Origin of the sequence: Microbacterium paraoxydans, from assembly GCF_018224615.1 — a bacterium.
GTDB classification, from domain to species: domain Bacteria; phylum Actinomycetota; class Actinomycetes; order Actinomycetales; family Microbacteriaceae; genus Microbacterium; species Microbacterium paraoxydans_B.
In genome coordinates this window covers 141,356-164,162 of sequence record NZ_JAGTUK010000005.1, presented here as the reverse complement: position 1 = coordinate 164,162, position 22,807 = coordinate 141,356, and the positions used below count along the sequence as shown (strand labels likewise).

The window sequence follows — 22,807 nt, the reverse complement described above, 5'->3', positions numbered from 1 at the left end:
AGAGTCGTCTTCCCACACCCCGACTCCCCCGCCAACCCCAAAATCTCCCCCCGATGCAGAGTCAACGACACATCCCGCACCGCCCGCACCGGCGGATCCACCTCATACTCAATCGACACATTCCGCGCCGACAACACCGCCTCACTCACGCGACCGCTCCTTCCCCGCCGACGCCCCGACCGGCACGACGTGCCCGGCGCTGACGGCGCGCAGCCACCGGCGCGAGGCGCAGCTTCGGGTTCACGATCTCGTCGATCGCGAAGTTGATCAGTGACAGGGCCGTGCCGATCAGGGCGATGATCAGCCCGGGCGGCACGAACCACCACCACGCGCCACTGCCCACGGCCTGGCCGGTCTGTGCGTCGTTCAGCACGGTGCCCAGCGTGATCGACCCGGTCGGACCGAGCCCCAGGTACGACAGTCCGGCCTCTCCCAGCACCGCGAAGATCACGCCGAAGATCAGCTGCGCCGCGAGCAGCGGCACCAGGTTCGGCAGGATCTCCACGAAGATCACCCGCAGCGGGCGCTCACCCGCGACGACCGCGGCCGCCACGTAGTCCCGCGTGCGCAGCGACCGAGCGGTGCCGCGCAGCACCACGGCCGACCCGGCCCACCCGGTGATGCCGAGCACGAGAGCCACCAGCAGCGAGCTGCGGGCCAGGTCGCCCAGACCCTCCGTGTGCTGCACGTACGCCGCGATCACCATCACGAGCGGGAGCCCGGGGATCACGAGCATGATGTTGGTCGCGAGCATCAGGGTCTCGTCGAGCGCCCCGCCGAAGTATCCCGCGAGCACCCCGAACACGAGCGCGAGGAACAGGGCGACGACGCCGGCGACCGCGCCGACGAAAAGCGAGCCCTGCGTGCCGGTCGCGACCTGCGCGAGCACGTCGAACCCCAGCTTGGTCGTGCCGAAGGGGTGCTCCGCGCTCGGCGGGAGCAGCGGCTCGAAGCTCGCGTCGCGCGGGTCGCCGAGCAGCAGCGGGCCGATCAGCCCGAACAGCATGATCGCCGTGAGCACGACCACGCCGACGAGGAGCTTGCCCGACAGCCGCGGAAGCCCACGGCGCACGCGGGCGGATCGCGCGACGGCCACGGCGTGCGTGGATTCGGACGGAGAGACGATCAGATCAGCCATCGCGGCGCACCCTCGGGTCGATGAAGCCGTACAGGAGGTCGATGAGGAAGTTGGCCGCCAGCACGGTCAGCGTGATGACGAGGAACACCCCCTGCATCAGGGCGTAGTCGAGCCCTTGGACGGACTGGATCATGAGTTTTCCGAGACCCGGGTAGCTGAACACCTGCTCGGTCACGATCGAGCCCGCGACCACGAACCCCAGGGCGATGCCGAAGCCGGCGAGGCTCGGGATCGAGGCGTTGCGCGCCGCATAGGCCCGGCGGATGCGGGAGGGCCGCAGCCCCTTCGCCTCTGCCGTGAGCACGTAGTCCTCCGCCATCGTCTGCACCATCATGTTCCGCATCCCGAGCAGCCAGCCCCCGACCGAGGAGATCACGATGGTCGCCGCGGGGAGCAGGGCGTGCACGAACGCACTCGCGAAGAACGCGGGTGTCCACTCGGGTCCCGCGGGGAACTCGAACACGTCATAGCCCCCGATGATGGGCAACAGCCCGAGCTGCACCGAGAACACCGCGACGAGCACGAGCGCGAGCCAGAAGTACGGGATGGACTGCAGGAACGTGGTGACCGGCACCAGCTGGTCGATCCACGTGCCGCGGAGCCAGCCCACCCACGCGCCGGCCACGATGCCGAGGACGAACGAGATGATGGTGGCTGCGCCGACGAGCGTCACCGTCCACGGCAGTGCCGCGGCGATGAGCTCGCCTACCGGGGCCGGGTATCGGGTCGAGGAGATCCCGAGATCACCGTGCAGCAGCCGGCCCCAGTAGGCGAGGTATTGATCCCACAGCGTCGATCCCTTCTCCGCGCCGAGGATCGAGGTGATCGCCTTGATCGTCTCCTCGGACAGCGGTCGTCCTCCGTTCGCACGCCGGAGCTTGCCCAGCATGATGGCGGCGGGGTCGCCGGGCAGGAGCCGCGGCAGCAGGAAGTTGAGGGAGATCGCGGCCCAGAGCGTGATGATGTAGAAGGCGATGCGGCGCATCCAGAACTTCACGAGCCTCTCCTCTCGTCGGATCGGACCATGGGTGCGGCGCCCTACTTCTTCGCGGGACGCAGGTGGGTCAGGATGACCGCGGACGCCGTGGACAGGTACGGCAGCGGTGCCGCGTACATGTCGCTCTCGCTGGGCCAGCCGGTGAAGTCGGCCGTGTTGAAGAACGACTGCGAGGCGTTCAGCACCACCGGGATGTACGGCAGGTCGCGCGCGATCTCGGCCTGCACCGCGGCGTAGGCCTCCTTCTTGATCGCCTCGTCCTGCGTGGCCCCTGCCTGCTTCACCGCGGCGTCGACCACAGGGTTGGTGTAGCGGGAGTAGTTCTGCCCCTTCGTGGGCTCCTCGCCGACCTTCGCGCTGGCGTTCGTGGTGAAGTACTGGTCGTAGTTGGAGTAGGGGTCGGCGACCAGCGACTGCGTGATGCCGTACAGCGCGAGCTGGAAGTCGCCCGTCGAGATGGGAGTCCAGTACTCGGCCTCCGACACCGTGCGCGCGTTCACGCGGATACCGGCCTCCGCGGCCTGGGCGCTGATGAGCTTGGCGGCGTCGTTGTAGTCGGTCCAGCCGTCGGGCGAGAAGAGGTCCAGCTCGATCGCGGTGCCGTCCTTGCCGTAGAAGCCGTCGCTGCCCTTCGTGTAGCCGGCCTCCTCGAGGATGCTCTCGGCGGTCGCGGCGTCCGGCTCTTGCGGACTGACCGCCAGCGACGGGTCGCTCAGCCACCTCTCGTCGCGCGGCAGCAGTGCGAAGCTGGGCGAGGCCTCGCCGGAGAGTCCGGCGAACGCCTTGCTACTGATGGCGGCACGGTCGATCGCGAGGTTGAGAGCCTGGCGGACGGCCGGGTCGGTCTGCGCCCCCGTGCATCCCATCGAGGTGTCCGCGCAGGTGACGATCACGGTCGGGTCCTGCTGCTGGTTCATGGTCCTGATGCGGCCGTTGGAGGTCACGCCGTCGGGGTTCGCGATGAACTGGCCGACCCAGTCGAGCTTGCCCGTCTTGAGCAGGTCCTCCGAGGACTGGTTGGAGTCGATGCCGATGTCCTGCACCTCGGCGATCGCGGGCGGCCCGTCGCGGAAGAGCGGGTTCGCCTCCAGCGTGTAGGCGGCGTCCGTGAACGACTTGAGCACGTAGGGCCCGGAGCCGACGGGCTCGGGGTTCGTCTCGGTCATGTAGTCGTCGATCTCCGACCAGATGTGCTTCGGGATGATCCAGGTCGAACCCAGGATGAGCGGCGTCGCGGTGAACTTGGCGGAGGAGTACGTCACGACCACGGTGGTGTCGTCGGTGGCCTCGGCGGACACCATGTCGGGGTCGAGGTTCGAGCCGTACCCGAGGCTGAAGGCGACGTCCTCGGCGGTGAGGTCTTCCCCGTCGCTCCACTTCAGGTCGGGCTTGATCACGATGGTCAGCTGGGTACCGTCGTCGCTGAACTCGTACGAGTCGCCGATGAGGCCGACGGGCGGGTCGTCGGAGAGCTGGTTGAAGAAGAACAGCGGTTCGTAGATGGCGCCGAACGTCATGTGCGTGGCGGTGTCGACGGCGAACGGGTTGAAGTTGTTGGTGATCGGCGTCATCGACCCCGACCACATGCGCAGCGGGCGATCGCCGCCCGATGAGCTGCCAGCGGGCGTGCAGCCGGCCAGTGCCAGCGCGAGGGCGGCGGCACCGGCGACGAGAGGAAGGGTCTTCCTCCAGCGGTTGACGTGCATGGAAACCTCGTCTCAAGAGCTTCGTTGCGGAAGTCGAGCAGAACGGACGGGCATCCGCTCTGAGGCGAGGTTATAGTAAAGGCTCTTTCCAGTAAAGAGGTTTCTAGTTAATGAGACGACGCTGCCGCGTTGCGCCCCGCGGACGGAACACGGTCGCCCCGGTCAGTACCAAATGTCGAGTGACGGGGAGGGGAAGGCGACCAGAGCGCGATCGAACGCCTCCACCGCCTGCGGGGAACCGCTGACCCGACCGGCCGCAGCGAGCGAGGCCGCGCGGACGCCCCCCGCGTAGAGCGACGACAGCGCCGACACCGAAAGCGTGAGGTCCGCCGCATCCGCCGACACGGACTCCACCTCCGCGCGCCCGGACGCGTCCACGCGCACGCGCCACACCCCCTCGGCGAAGCCCAGGGAGTCCTCCACCCGGATCACGGCGTCCAGAGGGGCCGAGTACCGCCGCGCCGTCAGAGCGGCCGGCACGTCGAGGATGCGCAGCCAGCCATGGTCGTGCACCACCTGCGTGACGCCGCGGGGATCGGCGACCAGCCACGGCAGCGCCTCATCGAGCGGACGCAGGTCGGCGGTCACCTCGTCCACGAGGTCGTGCTGCAGCGCGAAGCGCCACAGCATCGCCGTCGACTCCGGGGTCTCGGCGACCAGCAGCCGCACGTGCAACGCGAACCGGAAGGACTCCCCCTTCTCGCTGACCGCATACGCCATGACGCCGCGGACCACCCCGTCCGCGTCGACGTGCCGCACGCCGCGCACGCGGTCGCGATCCGTGTCCGACGACTGCAGACCGGCAAGACCCGTCCAGCGGGCCCGCCACCCCGGAACCTGGCCCGACCGCGCGCCGCGAGAGCGCTCGTGCACGGCGCCGAGCTCGTCTGCCAGCTGCTCGCGGTCGAGGTACTCGATCCGCCCCTGCGGCGCGGGACCGTCCCAGCCCGCGCGCCGCGTGTCGACCGTGAACCGCGCGACCGGCACCGCCGAGCCGAAGCCGTAGCGACCGTAGATCGTCGCTTCCGAGGCCGTGAGACCGGCGATCGACACACCCGCGTTCGCGGCCGCGCGCAATTCCCCCTCGAGCAGGGCACGGGCGATGCCGCGGCGGCGATGCGTGCCGGAGACCGTGACGCCGCTGATCGCCCACAGGCCGATCTCGCCTCCGGGCACCGTCATCGGCGTCACCCAGGAGTCGATCGTGGCGACGGGACGTTGCGCGGGTGTCGCGTCACGCTCGTACACGCCGATGTTGCGGCGGCTGAGCACCGTGGGAAGGCCGTCCGCCAGGGTCTCGGCGCTGGGCTCGGCCCCCAGGAAGCCACGGGCGAGAGCGCGCTGGAAGGATTCGACCGCCGCCGGGTCGTCGAGGTCGAGCACTCGATAGTCGAGCCCCTCCCCTGCCAGCCGGTCGACGGAGCTCTGGTCGGCGGGGATCCCGCGCGCATCGATGAGGGCCATGCGACCAGCCTATTGGCCGCCACCGACGGTGCGGTCGGGCCGGTCAGTGCTGGGCGGCCTGCACCTCACGCAGACGCGCGAACACCTGGTCGCGAAGCTCCTCGGGCGCGGTCTCCTTGCAGGCACGAGCCACGACCTCGGTGAGAGTGGTGGCCACGAGCGCCTCGTCTCGGCAGGACGGGCAGTTCTCCAGATGCTCGCGGATCTCGGCGTGCTCGGTCTTGCACACCTCGTTGCGAAGGTACTCCTCTAGATCCTGACGGGCCTTGTCGCAGCCGCAGTCGCTCATTTCGTGCTCCTCGGTTCAGCCGCGGCGATGCCTCGCTCGGCGGCATAGTCGGCCAGCAGCTCCCGCAGCATCCGCCTGCCACGGTGCAGACGGCTCATCACGGTGCCGATGGGGGTCTTCATGATGTCGGCGATCTCCTGATACGCGAAGCCCTCGACATCTGCCAGATAGACCGCGAGCCGGAAGTCCTCCGGCACGGCCTGCAGCGCGTCCTTCACGACCGACGCCGGCATGCGGTCGATCGCCTCCGCCTCCGCCGAGCGACTGTGCGAGGCCGTCGTCGACTCCGCGCCACCGAGCTGCCAGTCCTCGAGCTCGTCGATCGTGCCCTGGAACGGCTCGCGCTGACGTTTGCGGTAGATGTTGATGTACGTGTTCGTGAGGATGCGGTACAGCCAGGCCTTGAGGTTGGTCCCCTGGGAGAACGTCGACCACGACCCATAGGCCTTGACGAAGGTCTCCTGCACGAGGTCGGCGGCGTCCGCCGGGTTCCTCGTCATCCGCATGGCCGCCGCATACAGCTGGTCCATGAAGGGGAGCGCCTGCTCTTCGAACTCGCGCCGAGGGTCGCCGACGGTGTCTGCGGTCGTGGTGTCATCCATCACCGGCCAGTCTAGGCCGCGCAGGTCGATCACCTCGCGCTCCAACGTCGCAGGCATCCTCATCCCTTCGTGCCTCTGCGGGTGCCGCCTCTCACGGTGACGGCGTCGTGTTTACTAAGGTGAGAACCGATGAGCGCCAAAAGGTATTCCCCGTCCCGTGTGCAGGGCGCCTACCCCGCGCCCACCACCGACGAGCCCGTTCGCGCCGAGCTCACGATCCCCGGATCGAAGTCGCTGACGAACCGCGAGCTGATCATCGCCGCGATCGCCGACGGACCGGGTCGCCTGATCGCGCCGCTCCACAGCGACGACTCCCGGCGGATGATCGACGCCCTGCGCGCTCTGGGCGTCGGGGTGGAGGAGGTCGACGGCGGGCACGAGTTCGGCCCCGACCTCGTCGTCACACCCGCGAAGTTGCACGGCGGCGTCACGATCGACTGCGGTCAGGCCGGGACGGTCATGCGCTTCATCTCCCCTCTTGCGGGCCTCGCCGCGAACGACGTGCACCTGACGGCGCACGAGACCGCCCTGCATCGCCCGATGGGCGGCTTGATCAGCGCGCTCCGCGATCTCGGCGTCGACATCGACGACGAGGGCACCTGGGCGCTGCCGTTCACGATCCGCGGCCACGGCAGGATCCGCGGCGGCCGCGTGGAGATCGACGCCTCCGCGTCGAGCCAGTTCGTGTCGGGACTGCTGCTCGCCGCTCCGCGGTTCGACGTCGGCCTGCACCTCGTGCACACCGGCGAGCGGCTGCCGAGCCTGCCGCACATCGACATGACGATCGAGGCGCTGAGCCGGCGCGGCATCCGGATCGAGCGACCGGCCGTCGGCGAGTGGCTGGTCGAGGCCGGTGTGCCGCGCGCGAAGGAGATCGCGATCGAGCCCGACCTCTCCAACGCCGCACCCTTCCTCGCCGCTGCGCTCGTGACGGGTGGCACCGTATCGATCACCGGATGGCCGGCGCACTCGACCCAGCCCGGCGCGCTGCTGCCCGAAATCCTCCAGAGCACCGGCGCTCATGTGTCCCGTCACGGGGGCGCGCTCACGGTTCGGGCGGGCTCGAGCATCCGCGGCCTCGACATCGACCTCTCCGCCGCGAGCGAGCTCACCCCCACCCTGGTCGGCCTCGCGGCGTTCGCCGAGACGCCGACCACGATCCGCGGCATCGGCCACATCCGCCTGCACGAGACGGACCGCATCGCCGCGCTCATCGGCAACCTGCGCGCACTGGGCGGCACCGCCGAGGAGCTGCCGGACGGCCTGAGGGTCATCCCCGCCCCCTTGCACGGCGGGACCTGGGCGGCACACCACGACCACCGCATGGCAACCACGGGCGCCCTCATCGGACTGCGCGTCCCGGGGGTCGAGATCGACGACATCGGCACGACCGCGAAGACCCTCCCGGAGTTCACGATGCTCTGGGAGCGGATGCTGCGGGGCTGACCGGTGAGCTGGCTCGACGACACCGACCTCGACGACGACTTCGAGGAGTACGACGAGAGCGCGATCCGCACGCGCCCCAATCCCAAGGCGAACCGTCCGCGCACCAAGCGTCGGCCGGCGCACGAGGACGCGCAGGTGGGCCGCGTGCTGGGCGTCGACCGCGGTCGCTACTCCGTGCTCCTCGGCGAGGGCACCCCGGACGAGCACGCCATCACGGCCGCCCGTGCCCGCGAACTCCGACGAACGCCGATCGTGACCGGCGATCAGGCGCGCGTGGTGGGCGACACCTCAGGTGCCGAAGGCACGCTCGGGCGGATCGTCGGCATCCTCGATCGCACCTCGCTGCTGCGCCGCAGCGCCGACGACACCGACCAGGTCGAGCGCGTGATCGTGGCCAACGCGGATCAGATGCTCGTCGTGGTCGCCGCCGCCGATCCTGAGCCGCGGGCACGGCTCGTCGATCGCTACCTCGTCGCCGCCCTGGACGCCGGCATCCGCCCTCTGCTGGTGGTGACCAAGACCGACCTCGCCGACCCATCCGAGTTCCTCGCCCACTTCGACGGCCTCGATCTGCGCGTCTTCACCAGCGCCCGCGAGGAGATGCCCGTCGACGAGATCGGCGAGGCGCTGATCGGCCACTCGACGGTCTTCGTCGGCCACTCGGGGGTGGGGAAGTCGACGCTCGTGAACGCCCTGGTGCCGTCCGCCGGAAGGGCGACGGGCCACGTCAATCAGGTCACCGGTCGGGGGCGCCACACCTCCTCGTCCACGGTGTCGCTGCGCTACGAGGGGCCCGGCGGTACCGGGTGGGTGATCGATACCCCGGGCGTTCGGTCGTTCGGGCTGGGACACGTCGATCCCGCCAACATCCTCGCGGCCTTCACGGAGCTCGCCGTGATCGCGGAGAACTGCCCCCGCGGGTGCACGCACCTTCCCGATGCCCCGGACTGCGCCCTGATCGAGGCAGCGGAGCGCGGCGAGTTGAGCGAGACGGGTCGCGCGCGGCTGGACTCGCTGCAGCGCCTCCTGCAGACGTTCGCCGACAAGGCGGAGCAGACCCCGGGCCGCTAGGCTGAACGGGTGACTGAGCGCCTGGAATCCGGTACCGCCGCCCCCGACTTCTCTCTCCTCGACCAGGACGGCACACCCGTCTCGCTGGCCGACCTGCGTGGCCGCAAGACGGTCCTGTACTTCTACCCCGCCGCGATGACCCCCGGCTGCACCACCGAGGCCTGCGACTTCCGCGACAGCATCTCCTCGCTCCAGGGTGCGGGCTATCAGGTGGTCGGGGTGTCGCGCGACGATCCCGCCACCCTGACGAAGTTCCGCGAGCGCGATGGACTCACCTTCCCGCTGCTCAGCGACCCCGACCACGCGGTGCACGAAGCATACGGCGCCTGGGGCGAGAAGATGAACTACGGCAAGAAGGTCGAGGGCGTGATCCGCTCGACCTTCGTGCTCGACGAGGAGGGCGTCATCACCCTCGCGCAGTACAACGTGAAGGCCACCGGTCACGTCGCCCGACTGCGCAAGCAGCTCGGCATCGACGCCTGAGAGCCTCGCCCCGCGACGTCACTCCGCCTCGCGGCGCTCCCCTTCGCGCCGCGCGCTCGAGATCAGCAGCGCGAAGCCTGCGACCCCGGGGATGGCGAGTCCGAGGACGAATGCCCACGGCACGGGCTGCAACGTCAGCGAGCCCAGCGCGAGCGCGACGGCGAGCACCTGGAACACGACGCCACCCGAGCGCGCCCACGACCGTCCGGTCCGCGTGCCGACGGCGAAGGCGACCAGCGCGGCCGCGCCGATCACGGTGAGCACGATGAGCGCGATCGCGGTCGTCGAGGACGCGGCGTCCCCCGCGCCCAATCCCACCAGTTCGATCGCGGCGAAGACGACGAGCGCGGCCGCTTCGATGGCGAGCACCGCCGATGCGGCGAGGGCGATTCCCGGTGCGCGCACGCGGTCCTCCTGGGGGTGCAAAGCAGAGAAAACCCTTGATTTCAGGGTGTCCATGTAACAGAATAGAGAAAGTCATGTGCTCCCACAGCGGCGTGGGGCGAACGTTCGCGTTCGCGTCACAATCGGCGGGCATCCGCCCGCATCTCAACAGGGTAGCGGAACCCGAACCGTCCCCCGAATCGAGAGGTCGCGTCGCGACATCTCATGAAATCCACACCGAGGAGCCCCCATGGACTGGCGCGACAAAGCCGCCTGCCTGACCGTCGACCCCGAGCTTTTCTTCCCCGTCGGCAACACCGGACCGGCCGTCGACCAGATCGAGAAGGCCAAGACCGTCTGCGCGACGTGCACGGTGACCGAGATCTGCCTGCAGTACGCCCTCGAGACCAGCCAGGACTCCGGCGTGTGGGGCGGCCTCTCCGAGGACGAGCGCCGCGCCCTCAAGCGTCGTGCCGCGCGCGCACGCCGCGCTTCCTGACGACGTCGAACTGACGAAGCGGCCCGAGACTCGCTCTCAGGCCGCTTCCGTATGCCGAGCCCCTGCGCTCAGCGTTCCAGCCACCGCAGCGGGATGTCGATGACCACTTCGGTCCCTTCCCCCTCACGGCCGCGCCATTCGATCGTGCCGCCGAGCTCTCCCTGGATGAGCGTGCGGATGATCTGCGTGCCGAGACCCTGACCGACCCGCCCCTCGGGAAGCCCGTGTCCGGTGTCCCGCACGGTGACGCGGAGGTGATCCTCCGTGCGCTGAGCGTCGATGGTCACGGAGCCCTCCTGACCTGCGAGGCCGTGCTCGACCGCATTGGTGACGACCTCGGTCAGCGCCAACGCGAGGGGCGTGGCGTACTCACTGGGCAGCACGCCGAAGCGTCCCGTCGACTGCGTACGGGCGCGCGTGTTCGGAGCGGACGCCACCTCGGCGACCAGCTTCAGCACGCGATCGAAGACCTCGTCGAAGTCGACCTTCTGCGTGAGACCCTGAGCGAGCGTGTCATGCACCACCGCGATCGCATCGACCCGGCGCATGGCCTGCGTGAGCGCATCGCGCGCCTCGTCGGAGTGCGTGCGGCGGGCCTGGATCCGCAGCAGCGATGCCACGGTCTGCAGGTTGTTCTTCACCCGGTGGTGGATCTCCCGGATGGTCGCGTCCTTGGTGATGAGCTCCTGCTCCTGGTGCCGCAGCTCGGAGACATCGCGACAGAGCACGATCGCGCCGATGCGGGTGCCGTGGTCCTTGAGGGGGATCGCTCGCAGCGAGACGGTGACCCCGCGCGCCTCGATGTCGGTGCGCCACGGCGCACGCCCCGTGACCACGACGGGCAGCGACTCGTCGACCTGCCGGGACGGCGGCACGAGTCGGGTCGTGACCTCGGCGAGCGATTCGCCCTCGAGCTCGTCGTCGAACCCCATGCGATTGAACGCGGAGAGGGCGTTCGGACTGGCGAAGGTCGTGATCCCGTCCACGTCGATGCGGATCAGTCCGTCCGACGCGCGCGGCGCACCGCGGCGCGGCGACGTCGGGGCGGCGGGGTCGGGGAAGCTGCCGTCCGCGATCATGCGGAACAGGTCGTTCGCGCACTCGTCGAACGTGATCTGCTGGCGCGAAGGGGTGCGCACCTCCCCCAGATTCGTGTGCCGGGTCACCACGCCGATCACGGAGGGCGCCGCGTCGTCGCCGCGACGGTTGACCACGATCGGCACGGCACGCACGCGCGTGGGCGTCTCTTCGAACCAGTCCGGTGATGAGGAGTCCACGATCTCCGCGGACTCGAAGGCGCCCTGCACCTGTGTCCGCCACTGCGGACGAACGCGTTCCCCCACGATGTCGCGGTAGAACAGCGTGGCTGCGCCGCTGGGGCGGGCATGGGCGACGGCGATGAACGACCCGTCCTCCGTCTGGATCCACAGCACGATGTCGGCGGAGGCCAGGTCGGCCAGAAGCTGACCGTCACCGGCGAGGCGGTGCAGCCACTCGATATCGTCGTCGGTCAGAAGGCCCTGGGTCTGGGCGAGATCGCTGAGGGTAGACACCACTCCAGCCTAGGGCGCACGACCTCAGAGGATCGCGAGCGATGTCGCGCGCCAGCGCCGGTCCAGCCCCTCCAGGCGGACCGCGACGGCTCTGGTGCGTCCCGGCCCGTCGACCACGACCACCGCTTCGACGACGCCGTCCACCGGCTGCGTGACCCGCAGCGAGCGGACCACGAAGGTCGGACGCGCGGGCGGCACTCCGCGCGCGCTCCGCGCTCGCGCGGCGAGGTTCGATCGCACGACCAGGCTGCGGTACGCATCCTCACTGAACCAGCGCGCCAGCTGGTCGATCTCCCGGACGCCCGCGAGGACTTCCAGCACGCCATGGGTGAGGCGGCGCAACAGCGGGGCCGGATCGGGAAGCTGATGGGTCGGGGTCGGCTGCGGGGCGAAGTACTCGTGAAGCATCATGGCGAACTCTCGTGACGGCGGACGAACGGCGACAGTCGAGCACGCAGCACAGCCCCCGCGGGGGTGATCGACAGAACAATGTGGATAACTCGTACATCCGGACCGTGCTCCCCCTACGCTCTGTCGGGTGCACTGGGACCGCTTGTTCGACGACCTCGAGGGACAGCTGGCCTCGGAGTGGGAAGCGGAGCGCGCGGCCCTCGATGCGGAGTCCGAGCGCCTGCGCATCGCCCGGCTCGATCTGCGCTCACGCCTTCGATCACTGTGCGCCCGGAACACCGACACGACCATCGATCTCACAGACGGCAGTCGCCTTCCCGTGAGGCTGCAGTCGCTCGGTGTGGACTGGATCGCTGCGGTCTCGCGCGTACCGCAGGAAGCGAGAGTGGCGGCGTCCGCGCTGCTCGTGCCGCTCCACGCCGTGACGGGACTCTCCGTCGATCACGGATCGATGCTCGCGAGCCTCGAGGACGAACGCCTCCCCGCGCGTACTCTTCGCGAACGCATGCCGCTCGGGTTCGTGCTCCGCGACCTGGCGCGCCGGCGCATCCCCGTCCACCTCACCACATGCTTCGGCGACGACGCGCACGGCACCATCGACCGCGCGGCCGCCGACCACCTCGATCTCGCACTGCACGACACGGGCGAGTCGCGCCGCGCCGCAGCCGTGCGTGGCTTCCGCATCGTCCCCTACGCGGCCCTGGTGGTCGTGCGGCTCCCCGCCGATCAGCGGATGTGAGCGGCGGCCGTCCCCCATACCTCGGGAAAGCTCGCGGTCTGCGATTGGCGCCACAACGCCATCCGGCGCGCCTCCTCCGACTGCTCGGCCAGGTAGCCCTCGATGCTCGCTTCCTCCACACGCCAGCGAGCGGGCGAACCCAGTTGCGCCCCCCGCAGCCGTCCCTCCTGGATGAGGGCGATCACCTCACGGACGTCGATGCTCAAGAGTTCCGCGACCTGAGCGGGGGCGAGGTACTGCGGTGCGGGTGTGCGCGCGGGTGTCATGTCCACAGTCTGGTCGAGCAATCGGTGGCGGCGACCACGGTCGCTCGCATGTGGATAACTCGCCGGACCGTCGGGCCCGTTCTGTGACGATATCGCCATGGCATCCCACTCCCGTCCCCGGCGGGCATTCCGCGCCGACCTGCGCTTCCTGGTCGGCATCGCCCTCGTCCTCGTCTCCATCACCGGTGTCTGGCTGCTCGTCACGGCGTCGGATCGCGCCGAGCCGTTGCTTGAGGCGCGACGCACCATCGCCCGCGGAGAGACCCTCACGCCTGACGACTTCGAGGTGGCGCAGGTCGGCCTGGGCATGCTCGCCGACCGCTACGTGAGCCCCGCCCGCCTTCGGCCAGGACAGGTCTCGACGCGCACGCTCGAGAAGGGCGAGTTGCTCCCCCGCTCGGCAGTGGCAGACGCTGAGGAGAGCAGCACGACGACGGTGGTGATCGAGACGACGCCCACGATCCCTCAGACCGTCGGAGCGGGGACGAGCATCGAGGTGTGGCAGGCCGCCGCTCGCGACGACGGGAGATCCTTCGAGGCTCCTCGCATCCTGGTCGAGGACGCCGTCGTCCGCGCGGTGCTTGAGAAGGACGGCATGTTGGCGGAGAGCGGCACGAGGGTGGAGTTGGTCGTCGACCGCGCCGACGTCGCCGACGTCCTTGCCGCGGTCACAAGCGGGGCGGCGCTGTCCGTGATCCCCGTCGGTGCGGGCTCGTGACCGTTCTGGTCGCGATCCCGGAACCTCGGGCGGATCAACTGACAGCCGAACTACTCCTGGAGGGGGTGGATGCCGTCGCGGTCGGAACTGCCTCCGACGCGCTGGCTCACCTTCACCCGGGCGTCGAGGCGGTGATCGTCCCGGCCACGCGTGATGCTCTGACCCCCGAGCTGATCGCCGCGTGCGATCGCGGCGGGGTTCGAATCGTCACTCTGGGCGACTCCGACAGCAGACTTCTCACCCGCCTCGGCCTCCCCACGGCACTGCGCACCGACGCGCCGGCCTGGGAGGTGGTAGCAGCGTTGTCGACCGATGCTTCTCGGGCTACCGCCGTTCCCGGCTCGGTCTCGCCGCACCGCATCACCGCCGTGTGGGGGCCGCACGGCGCACCAGGCCGCTCCACGGTCGCGATCCAGCTGGCGGTGGAGCTCGCGCGCACGGGGCGGCGCACGGCTCTCGTCGACGCCGACACGGTCGCGCCCTCACTCGCGCTTCTGCTCGGCCTCGGCGACGATGCCCCCGGGATCGCGGCCGCCTGCCGACGCGCGGAGTCCGGTGTCCTCGATGGTGCGGAACTGTCCCGGCTGGCGACACGCGTCCGTGCCGGAGGCGTGGAGTTCGACGTGCTCGGCGGCATCAATCGTCCGAGTCGATGGCCGGAGCTCGCCGCCCCCCGGCTGGACGCGGCGCTGCGAGCATGCCGCGAGTGGTCGGAAGAGACCGTGGTCGACGTCGCCGCCGCGATCGACGCTGACGACGAAGCCACCTACGACCTGGTCGGTCCCCGCCGGCACGCCGCGACCGCCGCGGTGCTCAGCGAGTCCGATCTGATCGTCGCCGTCGCGGGAGCGGATCCGGTGGGCATCAGCCGCTTCCTCCGCGACCACGCGGAGGTGCGACGCCTCGTCGGCCCGACGCCCATCAAGGTGGTGGTGAACGCCGTGCGGCCGGGCCCTCTCGGCATCGACGCGCGCGGGCAGGTGCGGCGCACCCTGGAACGATTCGCCGGAATCACCGACGTCGCGTTCCTGCCGTTCGATCAGCGTGCCGCGGATTCGGCCTTGCTCCACGCGCGACCCATGGCCGACCTCACCCCACGTTCGGCGCTGGTGGCGGCCGTCCGTCGATTCGCGGTCTCCCTGTCGCCGGCTCCTGCCGTCGCCCCGGCTACTGGCGGTAGCTCGAAAGGAAGTTCCCCAGTCGCTCGACGGCTTCGCTCAGCACTCGCGGCTCTGGCAGGGTCACCAGGCGCAGGTGATCGGGGCTCTGCCAGTTGAACCCTGTGCCCTGCACAAGCAGGATGTGTTCCGACACCAGCAGGTCGTACACCAGCTTCGCGTCGTCACGGATCTCGTGCACGTTCGGGTCGAGACGCGGGAAGGCGTAGAGCGCCCCCTGTGGCTTCACGCACGACACACCGGGGATCGCCTCCAGACCCTCCCAGGCGATGTCGCGCTGCTCGTGCAGCCGGCCGGTCGGTGCGATCAGCGCATCGATCGACTGCACGCCGGAGAGCGCAGCCTGCACGGCGTGCTGCGCCGGCACGTTCGGGCACAGACGGGTCGAGGCCAGCAGCGTGATGCCCTCGATGAACCCCTTGGCGTGATCCTGCGGCCCCGTGATGACCATCCACCCGGAGCGGTAGCCCGCGACGCGGTACGTCTTCGACAGGCCGTTGAACGTGAGGCACAGAAGGTCGGGCGCCAGGGTCGCTGTGGGGATGTGCACGGCGTCGTCGAACAGGATGCGGTCGTAGATCTCGTCCGACAGAAGAAGCAGCTGGTTCTCCCTGGCGATCTGCACCAACCCCTCGAGCACCGCGCGAGAGTAGACCACACCCGTGGGGTTGTTGGGGTTGATGATGACCATCGCCTTGGTGCGCGGAGTGATCTTCGACCGGATGTCCTCCAGGTCGGGCTGCCACCCGTCGTCCTCGTCGCAGACGTAGTGCACGGGCGTGCCCCCTGCGAGGCTCGTCATGGCCGTCCACAGCGGGTAGTCGGGAGCCGGGATCAGCACCTCGTCTCCCTCGTCGAGCAGCGCCTGCATGGTCATCGTGATCAGCTCGGACACGCCGTTGCCGAGGTACACATCGTCGGGGTCGAACCGCGGGAAGCCTTCGACCTGCTCGTACCGGCTCACCACGGCCCGTCGTGCCGAGATGATCCCCTTGCTGTCGCTGTAGCCGTGCGCGGTGGGAAGCGCGGCCAGCATGTCGTGCACGATCTGATGGGGCGCATCAAAGCCGAAGATCGCAGGGTTGCCCGTGTTGAGCTTGAGGATCCGGTGGCCCTCTGCCTCCAGCCGCGCCGCCTCGACGAGGGCGTTTCCGCGAATCTCGTACAGGACGTTCTTGAGCTTCGACGACTGGTCGAAGGTGCGCGATGGTGTCATCGATCAAGCCTACAGGGACGAAAGGAGGGCCAATCCGCACGGACTGGCCCTCCCTTTGCCCTCGAAGGGCTACTTCTTCTTCTTGCTCTGCGCCCTGCGCTGCTCGCGGTTGCCCGCGGCGGGAGCGGGAGCCTCGGTCCGCTGACCGAACGCGCCACGCGGCGCCTCTGCTTCAGGCGCGGCCTGCGAAGCCTGAGCCTGGGCAGCCGCCTGACGCAGCCGATCGGTTGCCGCCTGCTGCACCTGCCCCCGGTCGTTGCGCACCTCGACCTCACCGGCGTCGTTCGCGGCGGAGTACTCGAGGCGCTGCTCTCCCCCATCGGTGGCGAGCCCCTTCGCCTCGACCTCGGCAGTCTGTGCATCCCCGACACGACGCACCTCGACCTCGAGGTTGTAGAGGTAGCCGACCGACTCCTCCTTGATCTGTCCCATCATCGACTGGAACATGGCGTAGCCCTCGCGCTGGTACTCGATCAGCGGGTCGCGCTGCGCCATCGCGCGCAGGCCGATGCCGTCCTTCAAGTAGTCCATCTCGTAGAGGTGGTCGCGCCAGCGACGGTCGAGCACCTGCAGCACCACGCGGCGTTCGAGCTCTCGCGTGGCCGCCTCGCCGAGCGATTCCTCACGCTTCTCGTAGGCGATCTTCGCGTCGGACAGCAGCTCACGCGTGAGGCCCTCCGCCGTGATGCCGCCCTTTCGGCCCGCCGCCTCGGAGACGACCTCGTCGATGGTGACCCCGACGGGGTAGAGCGTCTTCAGCTCGGTCCACAGCGCGTCGAAGTCCCAGCTCTCGTTGTGGCCCTCGCCGGTGTGGTCGCGCACGACGCCGCTGATGGCGTCCTCGATGAAGTGCTGCACGCGGTCGGCGATGTCATCGCCCTGCAGGATGTGCCGACGGTCGGCGTAGATCGCCTCGCGCTGGCGGTTCAGCACGTCGTCGTACTTGAGGACGTTCTTGCGCATCTCGGCGTTGCGCGCCTCGACCTGGGACTGGGCGCTACGGATCGCCCGAGACACCAGCCCGGACTCGATCGGCACATCGTCGGGGAAGTTCGTGCGCGCCAGGATCGCTTCGGCCGCACCGGACTGGAACAGCCGCATCAGGTCGTCCGTGAGGCTCAGGTAGAACCGGCTCTCACCGGGGTCGCCCTGACGGCCGGAACGACCGCGCAGCTGGTTGTCGATGCGACGGGACTCGTGCCGCTCGGTACCCAGGACATACAGTCCCCCGGCCTCGATGACCTTGGCAGCCTCCTCGGCCACCACGGCCTTCATGGCCTCGTAGGTCTCATCCCACGCGACCTCGTACTCCTCGGGGGTCTCGACCGGGTCCAGGCCCTTCCCCTTGAGCTCCTGCACCGCCAGGAACTCCGCGTTGCCGCCGAGCATGATGTCGGTACCGCGACCGGCCATGTTGGTGGCGACCGTGACGGCACCGAGGCGACCGGCACGCGCCACGATCTCGGCCTCGCGCGCGTGGTTCTTCGCGTTCAGGACCTCGTGCTTGATGCCCTTCTTTGCGAGCAGACGCGACAGATACTCGCTCTTCTCCACGCTGACGGTACCGACCAGCACCGGCTGCCCCGCGGCGTGACGCTCCGCGATGTCCTCGACGACCTGCGCGAACTTGGCCGTCTCGTTCTTATAGACCAGGTCGGCCTGGTCCTTGCGGATCATCGGCTTGTTCGTCGGGATCGGGATGACGCCGAGCTTGTAGGTGGACATGAACTCCGCGGCCTCGGTCTCGGCCGTACCGGTCATGCCCGCGAGCTTCTCGTACAGGCGGAAGTAGTTCTGCAGCGTGACCGTCGCCAGCGTCTGGTTCTCCGCCTTGACTGGCACGCCCTCCTTGGCCTCGATGGCCTGGTGGATGCCCTCGTTGTAGCGGCGGCCGACCAGGATGCGCCCGGTGTGCTCGTCGACGATCATGACCTCGTCGTTCATGACGACGTAATCGGTGTCGCGCTTGAACAGCGCGAGCGCCTTGATCGAGTTGTTGAGGAACGAGATGAGTGGCGTGTTCGCCGACTCGTAGAGGTTGTCGATGCCGAGGTAGTCCTCGACCTTCTCGATACCGGGCTCGAGCACGCCCACAGTGCGCTTCTTCTCGTCGACCTCGTAGTCGACCCCGGCTTCGAGGGTGCGGGCGATCTTCGCGAACTCCGCGAACCAGCGGTTGGCCTCCCCCGACGAGGGGCCGGAGATGATGAGCGGCGTCCTCGCCTCGTCGATCAGGATCGAGTCGACCTCGTCGACGATCGCGAAGAAGTGCTCGCGCTGGACGAGGTCCTCCTTGCGCCACGCCATGTTGTCGCGCAGGTAGTCGAAGCCGAACTCGTTGTTCGTGCCGTAGGTGATGTCGGCGGCGTACTGCTCGCGCCGCACCGCCGGAGTCTGCCCGGAGACGATGATGCCCGTGGTCATGCCGAGGGCACGGTACACGCGCCCCATCAGCTCGGCCTGGTAGTTCGCGAGGAAGTCGTTCACGGTGATGACGTGCACGCCCTTGCCGGCGATGGCGTTGAGGTAGGCGGGGAAGGTGGCGACCAGTGTCTTGCCCTCACCGGTCTTCATCTCGGCGATGTTGCCGAGATGAAGCGCCGCGCCACCCATGATCTGCACGTCATACGCACGCATGCCGAGGGTCCGCTTGGCCGCTTCGCGCACCGCCGCGAACGCCTCCGGCATGAGCTGGTCGAGGGTCTCACCCTTCTCGTAGCGGGCGCGAAGCTCTGCGGTCTCGTTGCGGAGCTCGTCGTCGGTGAGCTTCGAGATGTCGTCTTCGAGGGCATTGACGGCCTTGACCACCTGATTGAGGCGACGGATGATTCGTCCTTCACCGGCGCGCAGCAGCTTCTCAAGAGGATTGGCCACGGATGTCTCTCCCTGTCATTGGGTCCTTGCCGGCCGCCGAGAGGCGATCGCCAGGCATACTTTGCCATGTTACCGGTCTGTGACCTGCGCGTCGCCTGCACGGGATAACGCGGCGCACCGCCGGAGTGTTGCCGGGCATGCATATACTCGGCATGCCTTCCGTCCGCCACAGAGAGGAGCCGGGCGATGTCCGTCCGTCACAGCCTGCTCGCCATCCTCGACCAGGGGCCCTGCTACGGATATCAGCTGCGCCACGAGTTCGCCCGGCGGACGGGGTCGACGTGGACGCTCAACGTCGGCCAGATCTACAACACGCTGGAACGACTCGAGCGCGACGGCCTGGTGCAGCGCGGAGAGGCAGACGAACACGGGCACGTGTACTGGCGGATCACCGCCGACGGCTCCGCGGAGGCGGCTCGGTGGCTGGCATCGCCCGTGGAACGCGCCCAGCCGACGCGCGAAGAGCTCGCCGTGAAGGTCGCGGTGGCCGCGACCTTGCCCGGGATCGACGCCGCCGACGTCATCCGCGCGCAGCGCGAAGCCTCGGCGCGGAGGCTCGAGACCCTGCGCGACGCCGCCTTCGCTCACGGCGACCCCGACGGCGCCGAGGCCCTCGCCTGGTCGCTCGTGACCGACTCCATGATCTTCGCCGCCGAGGCCGAGGTGCGCTGGCTGGAGCACACCGAACGACGCCTCGCCGCCCATCCCCACCCCCAGCTCGCACTCGGTCTGGCTACCGAGAGACCCAAGCGCGGTCGCCCCGCCCGAGCCACCGAGCCGCGTCAGCCGGAACCCGTCGCCTGAGCGGATCCCGTTCGCCCGGAGCGGATGCTCAGCCCGCGCGACCACCGGGGAAACTAGGATCGCCTCATGGCTGGATTTTGGGGTAAGCGCAAACGCGAACAGGAAGAGCTCGCCGCTCAGGACGCCGATCTCGCCCGGCGAGCGGAGCAGGCCCTCGTCGGAGCCGACGAGCGCATCCGCACGACCGCCGACGAGCTCGTCTTCGCCGAGGCCGAACTGGGCGAATCCCTGACGGCCGACCTCAAAGCCGCTCTCACCTCCGTGCGCACGCACCTGCGGGAGGCCTTCCAGCTCCACCAGCTCAACCACGACGAGATCCCCGACACGGCCGAGGAGCTCCGCACCCGCAACGCGCGCATCCTCCAGCTCTGCGAGTGGGCCGAAGACCTCCTCGACGAGAAGACCGCCGTTCTCGCGGAGTCGGTGGCGAAGGTGCGCCGCGCACCGCAGATCATCGCCCAGGTGCGCGCGGACGCCGATGCCCTCTCCGCGCGCATCCCCCAGACCGATGAGACGGTCGCCCGACTGTCCGCGCGGTACGCCGACTCCGCGATGCACCAGATCACTGCGAGCGCCGCCGAGGCGCAGCAGCTGATCCGCTTCGCCACCCACAGCGCGGACATCTCGGAGCGCCGCCGCGAGGCGAAGCAGAACGAGGAGGCCAACCTCGCTCTGGAAACCGCGACGGAGGCCACCCGCCGCGCCGCCGCGCTTCTCGACGCGGTCGAGGACTTCGAGATCGAGGCGCTTCGGGCCGAGTCCACGCTCGCCGAAGTGATCGCCGACTCCCGCAGCGACCTGATCGCCGCCCGTAATGCACCGGCCGTGCCCGCGGTCGCCGAAGCGGTGTCCGCGTTGCAGGCAGCGCTCGCCTCCCTGACCCCGTCCGGCCAGCCCAACGACCCGTTCGCGGAGCTGTCGCGTCTGCGGGACGCCAATTCCGCGCTCGACGAAGCGATCGCCAAGGCCAGGCACCGCGCCGAGAACCCGCTCCCCTCGATCGCTCAGGTGCAGCACGCGATCGACGACGCCGACCGCCAGCTCGGCGTCGCCCGCGGCCTGATCGCCGGCCACCGCGGATGGATCGGTGCCGATGCGCGCACGCGCCTCGCCGAGGCGGAGAGGCTGCGCGTCGACCTGAGCGACCTCCTTCCCGCCGAGGACACCAGGGAGGCCGCGCTCCTGCAGGCCCGACGTGTGGCGCACCTCGCGGCCGAAGCGCTGCAGCTCGCGCAGCGGGACATCGACTCGTCCCGCCCGCAGGATCAGGACTGGGGCGGTGGCTGGGGCGGCGGTCCGCGACGCGGCGGCATGGGTGGCGGCGACCTCGCCTCCGGCATCCTCGGCGGCCTGGTGATCGGCAGCATCCTCGACGGCATCTTCGACTGACGCCTCGACCCACCATGCGAAACGGCCCGATCCGGAAAGGATCGGGCCGTTTGCGTATCCAGTGTCAGGAAGCGAGTGCCTCCGCGGGCGGAGCCTGCGTGCTCAGGGCGATGACGCCGTAGTCCCAGCCCTTGCGGCGGTACACGACGCTCGGGTGGTCGGTGCGGGCATCGACGAAGAGGAAGAAGTCGTGCCCGACGAGCTCCATCCGGTCGACCGCCTCCTCCACCGTCATCCACTCCGCGTCGAAGCTCTTGGTGCGGATGACGACGGGCGAGTAGTTCTCCTCCTCGTCGTTCTGCACAGGGATGCTGCCGGTCGCGACGGCGTGCAGCACCTCGACGGATGCCGGCTGGACATCGATGCCCTCGAGGGATCCACTCCCCTTCTCGAAGTGCGGGCCGCGCGGATGCTGACGCCCATCGACGCGCTTCTCCTTCGCCCGGCGCAGCTGCTCTGTCATCTTGTCGACCGCGAGGTCGAGCGCCACGAACTTGTCTCCGTCGACGGCCTCGGCGCGGACGACGGGCCCCTTTCCGATCAGCGTGAGCTCGACCGTCTCATCGGGAACGCGGCCGTTGCGATACACGCGGTGGGTGACCTTGACGTCCAGGCGTTGCGCCTTGGCTGCGAGAGTCTCGATCTTGGCGATCTTCTCTTCGACGACGGTGCGGAAGCGATCGGTGATACCCACCCCGACGCCGACGATACTCGTTTCCATTGCTGCCTCCTTGTCCCGGTCCTCCCGGCCAAGGGCGGACCGTGGTCGCCTTGTGACACCCCACCGTAGTCCGGTCGGGAGCGGATGTCACGGGTGGAGTCCCTGTGTCTCCGGTGAGTCTGCGATGAACCTCATCCGTATCCGGTGTGCACCGGCGTGGCGGCGAGCGCGACGACCGCGATCACGTCGAATCCGGCCGCCCGGAGCGCCCGCACGGCCTCATCGGCGGTCGCCCCGGTCGTGACCACGTCGTCGACCACGACCGCGCGCACACCGTGACCCGGCGCCACGGCGCGCATCGCGCCGCTGACGTTCGCCCGCCGCTGCGCCGCCCCCAGACCACGCTGATCCCCCGGCGCCCGCGCCCACCTCAGCACGCGCACCGGCGTCGCACCGGCGTATCGGACGAGCAGCTCGGGCACGCGGTACCCGCGACGACGGAAGGAACGTCGCGAGGTCGGAACCGGGACCACCACGACGCCACGTGTCGCCAACCGCCCGAGGACGGGCGCCAGTGCGACGCCGAAGGGACGCGCGAGCCACGTCTCGCCGTCGTCCTTGAGTCGACGGAGGCATCGCGCCGCCACCCCCTCGTAGCGCAGAGCCACGTGGCAGCTGCGCCCTTCCGGCGTGCGCAGCCGTCGCGGAACGGGCGTCAGCTCCGACCGGCACGCGTCGCACAGCAGCGTGCCGGTGAGGCCGCACCCCGCGCAGACCGCGGCCAACAGCAGGGCCGCCGCTTCGCGAGCGACGGCACGGAGGAACGCGGGAGCAGGCATGCGTCCATCGTGTCCGGAGGCACCTGCGAGCGGGCGCCGCGACCGCGCGACACGTGCACGTGCGCGCGCGACTCGTCATC

The 22,807-nt window shown here is 69.4% G+C and carries 24 protein-coding genes; 9 read left to right on the top strand and 15 right to left on the bottom strand.

Translation table 11 applies throughout. The annotated features are described in order from the left end of the window. The 7 genes from KE274_RS16615 to KE274_RS16285 all read right to left on the bottom strand — a co-directional run. Positions 1-149 (bottom strand): ATP-binding cassette domain-containing protein (locus KE274_RS16615; RefSeq protein WP_249186107.1); only part of this gene is annotated, 149 nt, incomplete at its 3' end. After that, on the bottom strand, positions 146-1,138 hold the full coding sequence (locus KE274_RS16310; protein WP_211545595.1) for an ABC transporter permease: 993 nt from the start codon (positions 1,136-1,138) through the stop codon (positions 146-148). The genes KE274_RS16615 and KE274_RS16310, both read right to left, overlap by 4 nt. Further along, the gene (locus tag KE274_RS16305; RefSeq protein ID WP_211545594.1) at positions 1,131-2,135 is read right to left on the bottom strand and encodes an ABC transporter permease; all 1,005 of its coding nucleotides are present in this window, start codon (positions 2,133-2,135) and stop codon (positions 1,131-1,133) included. Before KE274_RS16305 ends, KE274_RS16310 begins: the two co-directional genes overlap by 8 nt. Before the next feature lie 41 nt (positions 2,136-2,176). Next, positions 2,177-3,841 carry an ABC transporter substrate-binding protein gene (locus KE274_RS16300; RefSeq protein ID WP_211545593.1) on the bottom strand — a complete coding sequence of 555 codons (1,665 nt, stop codon included), beginning with the start codon at positions 3,839-3,841 and terminating at the stop codon, positions 2,177-2,179. Positions 3,842-4,003: 162 nt separating this feature from the next. Further along, positions 4,004-5,305, bottom strand: a complete 1,302-nt coding sequence (locus KE274_RS16295; protein ID WP_211545592.1) for a GNAT family N-acetyltransferase — start codon at positions 5,303-5,305, stop codon at positions 4,004-4,006. A gap of 43 nt (positions 5,306-5,348) precedes the next feature. Beyond that, positions 5,349-5,594 carry a zf-HC2 domain-containing protein gene (locus KE274_RS16290; RefSeq protein WP_136032923.1) on the bottom strand — a complete coding sequence of 82 codons (246 nt, stop codon included), beginning with the start codon at positions 5,592-5,594 and terminating at the stop codon, positions 5,349-5,351. Continuing rightward, complete coding sequence (locus tag KE274_RS16285) at positions 5,591-6,253, bottom strand: sigma-70 family RNA polymerase sigma factor (protein WP_211545591.1); 663 nt, start codon at positions 6,251-6,253, stop codon at positions 5,591-5,593. Before KE274_RS16285 ends, KE274_RS16290 begins: the two co-directional genes overlap by 4 nt. A gap of 72 nt (positions 6,254-6,325) precedes the next feature. On the opposite strand from KE274_RS16285, the gene aroA reads away from it, so the two are divergent. From aroA to bcp, 3 genes are read left to right on the top strand one after another with little or no spacing between them, the layout of a single operon-like run. Further along, positions 6,326-7,642: a 3-phosphoshikimate 1-carboxyvinyltransferase gene (aroA, locus tag KE274_RS16280; RefSeq protein ID WP_211545590.1), complete on the top strand. Its 1,317-nt coding sequence runs from the start codon at positions 6,326-6,328 to the stop codon at positions 7,640-7,642. Between the two features lie 3 nt (positions 7,643-7,645). Continuing rightward, complete coding sequence (gene rsgA, locus KE274_RS16275) at positions 7,646-8,713, top strand: ribosome small subunit-dependent GTPase A (protein WP_211545589.1); 1,068 nt, start codon at positions 7,646-7,648, stop codon at positions 8,711-8,713. A gap of 9 nt (positions 8,714-8,722) precedes the next feature. Then, complete coding sequence (gene bcp / locus KE274_RS16270; RefSeq protein ID WP_211545588.1) at positions 8,723-9,196, top strand: thioredoxin-dependent thiol peroxidase; 474 nt, start codon at positions 8,723-8,725, stop codon at positions 9,194-9,196. 18 nt (positions 9,197-9,214) lie between these two features. Here the strand turns inward: bcp and KE274_RS16265 are convergent, their stop codons facing one another. Next, positions 9,215-9,601 carry a hypothetical protein gene (locus tag KE274_RS16265; protein WP_211545587.1) on the bottom strand — a complete coding sequence of 129 codons (387 nt, stop codon included), beginning with the start codon at positions 9,599-9,601 and terminating at the stop codon, positions 9,215-9,217. Between the two features lie 229 nt (positions 9,602-9,830). Between KE274_RS16265 and KE274_RS16260 the strand changes: the two genes are divergently transcribed. Further along, positions 9,831-10,079, top strand: a complete 249-nt coding sequence (locus tag KE274_RS16260; RefSeq protein WP_017203224.1) for a WhiB family transcriptional regulator — start codon at positions 9,831-9,833, stop codon at positions 10,077-10,079. Positions 10,080-10,147: 68 nt separating this feature from the next. On the opposite strand, the gene KE274_RS16255 is transcribed toward KE274_RS16260, so the two are convergent. Further along, positions 10,148-11,632: a sensor histidine kinase gene (locus tag KE274_RS16255; RefSeq protein ID WP_211545586.1), complete on the bottom strand. Its 1,485-nt coding sequence runs from the start codon at positions 11,630-11,632 to the stop codon at positions 10,148-10,150. Positions 11,633-11,656: 24 nt separating this feature from the next. Then, complete coding sequence (locus KE274_RS16800; protein WP_211545585.1) at positions 11,657-12,043, bottom strand: Rv3235 family protein; 387 nt, start codon at positions 12,041-12,043, stop codon at positions 11,657-11,659. A 127-nt stretch (positions 12,044-12,170) separates the two neighbouring features. Here KE274_RS16800 and KE274_RS16245 point away from each other — a divergent pair, with 127 nt between their 5' ends. Next, on the top strand, positions 12,171-12,782 hold the full coding sequence (locus KE274_RS16245; protein ID WP_211545584.1) for a hypothetical protein: 612 nt from the start codon (positions 12,171-12,173) through the stop codon (positions 12,780-12,782). Here KE274_RS16245 and KE274_RS16240 read toward each other — a convergent pair. Then, entirely contained in the window at positions 12,770-13,048 is a 279-nt protein-coding gene (locus KE274_RS16240; RefSeq protein ID WP_211545583.1) for a helix-turn-helix domain-containing protein, read from the bottom strand. The two genes, KE274_RS16245 and KE274_RS16240, sit on opposite strands and share 13 nt — an antisense overlap. A gap of 97 nt (positions 13,049-13,145) precedes the next feature. On the opposite strand from KE274_RS16240, the gene KE274_RS16235 reads away from it, so the two are divergent. Both KE274_RS16235 and KE274_RS16230 read left to right on the top strand, forming a co-directional pair. Next, complete coding sequence (locus tag KE274_RS16235) at positions 13,146-13,766, top strand: SAF domain-containing protein (RefSeq protein WP_211545582.1); 621 nt, start codon at positions 13,146-13,148, stop codon at positions 13,764-13,766. Further along, positions 13,763-15,043, top strand: coding sequence for an AAA family ATPase (locus tag KE274_RS16230; protein WP_211545581.1), 1,281 nt, complete (start codon positions 13,763-13,765; stop codon positions 15,041-15,043). The genes KE274_RS16235 and KE274_RS16230 overlap by 4 nt, the downstream gene beginning before the upstream one ends. On the opposite strand, the gene KE274_RS16225 is transcribed toward KE274_RS16230, so the two are convergent. Continuing rightward, on the bottom strand, positions 14,934-16,160 hold the full coding sequence (locus KE274_RS16225) for a pyridoxal phosphate-dependent aminotransferase (protein ID WP_211545580.1): 1,227 nt from the start codon (positions 16,158-16,160) through the stop codon (positions 14,934-14,936). The two genes, KE274_RS16230 and KE274_RS16225, sit on opposite strands and share 110 nt — an antisense overlap. 69 nt (positions 16,161-16,229) lie before the next feature. After that, entirely contained in the window at positions 16,230-19,034 is a 2,805-nt protein-coding gene (gene secA / locus KE274_RS16220; protein ID WP_211545579.1) for a preprotein translocase subunit SecA, read from the bottom strand. Between the two features lie 186 nt (positions 19,035-19,220). On the opposite strand from secA, the gene KE274_RS16215 reads away from it, so the two are divergent. Further along, the gene (locus KE274_RS16215) at positions 19,221-19,838 is read left to right on the top strand and encodes a PadR family transcriptional regulator (RefSeq protein WP_211545578.1); all 618 of its coding nucleotides are present in this window, start codon (positions 19,221-19,223) and stop codon (positions 19,836-19,838) included. A 66-nt stretch (positions 19,839-19,904) separates the two neighbouring features. Continuing rightward, positions 19,905-21,227 carry a hypothetical protein gene (locus KE274_RS16210; RefSeq protein ID WP_211545577.1) on the top strand — a complete coding sequence of 441 codons (1,323 nt, stop codon included), beginning with the start codon at positions 19,905-19,907 and terminating at the stop codon, positions 21,225-21,227. A gap of 64 nt (positions 21,228-21,291) precedes the next feature. On the opposite strand, the gene hpf is transcribed toward KE274_RS16210, so the two are convergent. Next, positions 21,292-21,948: a ribosome hibernation-promoting factor, HPF/YfiA family gene (hpf, locus tag KE274_RS16205; RefSeq protein ID WP_211545576.1), complete on the bottom strand. Its 657-nt coding sequence runs from the start codon at positions 21,946-21,948 to the stop codon at positions 21,292-21,294. A gap of 131 nt (positions 21,949-22,079) precedes the next feature. After that, positions 22,080-22,727, bottom strand: coding sequence for a ComF family protein (locus KE274_RS16200; RefSeq protein ID WP_211545575.1), 648 nt, complete (start codon positions 22,725-22,727; stop codon positions 22,080-22,082). Positions 22,728-22,807: the final 80 nt, after the last annotated feature.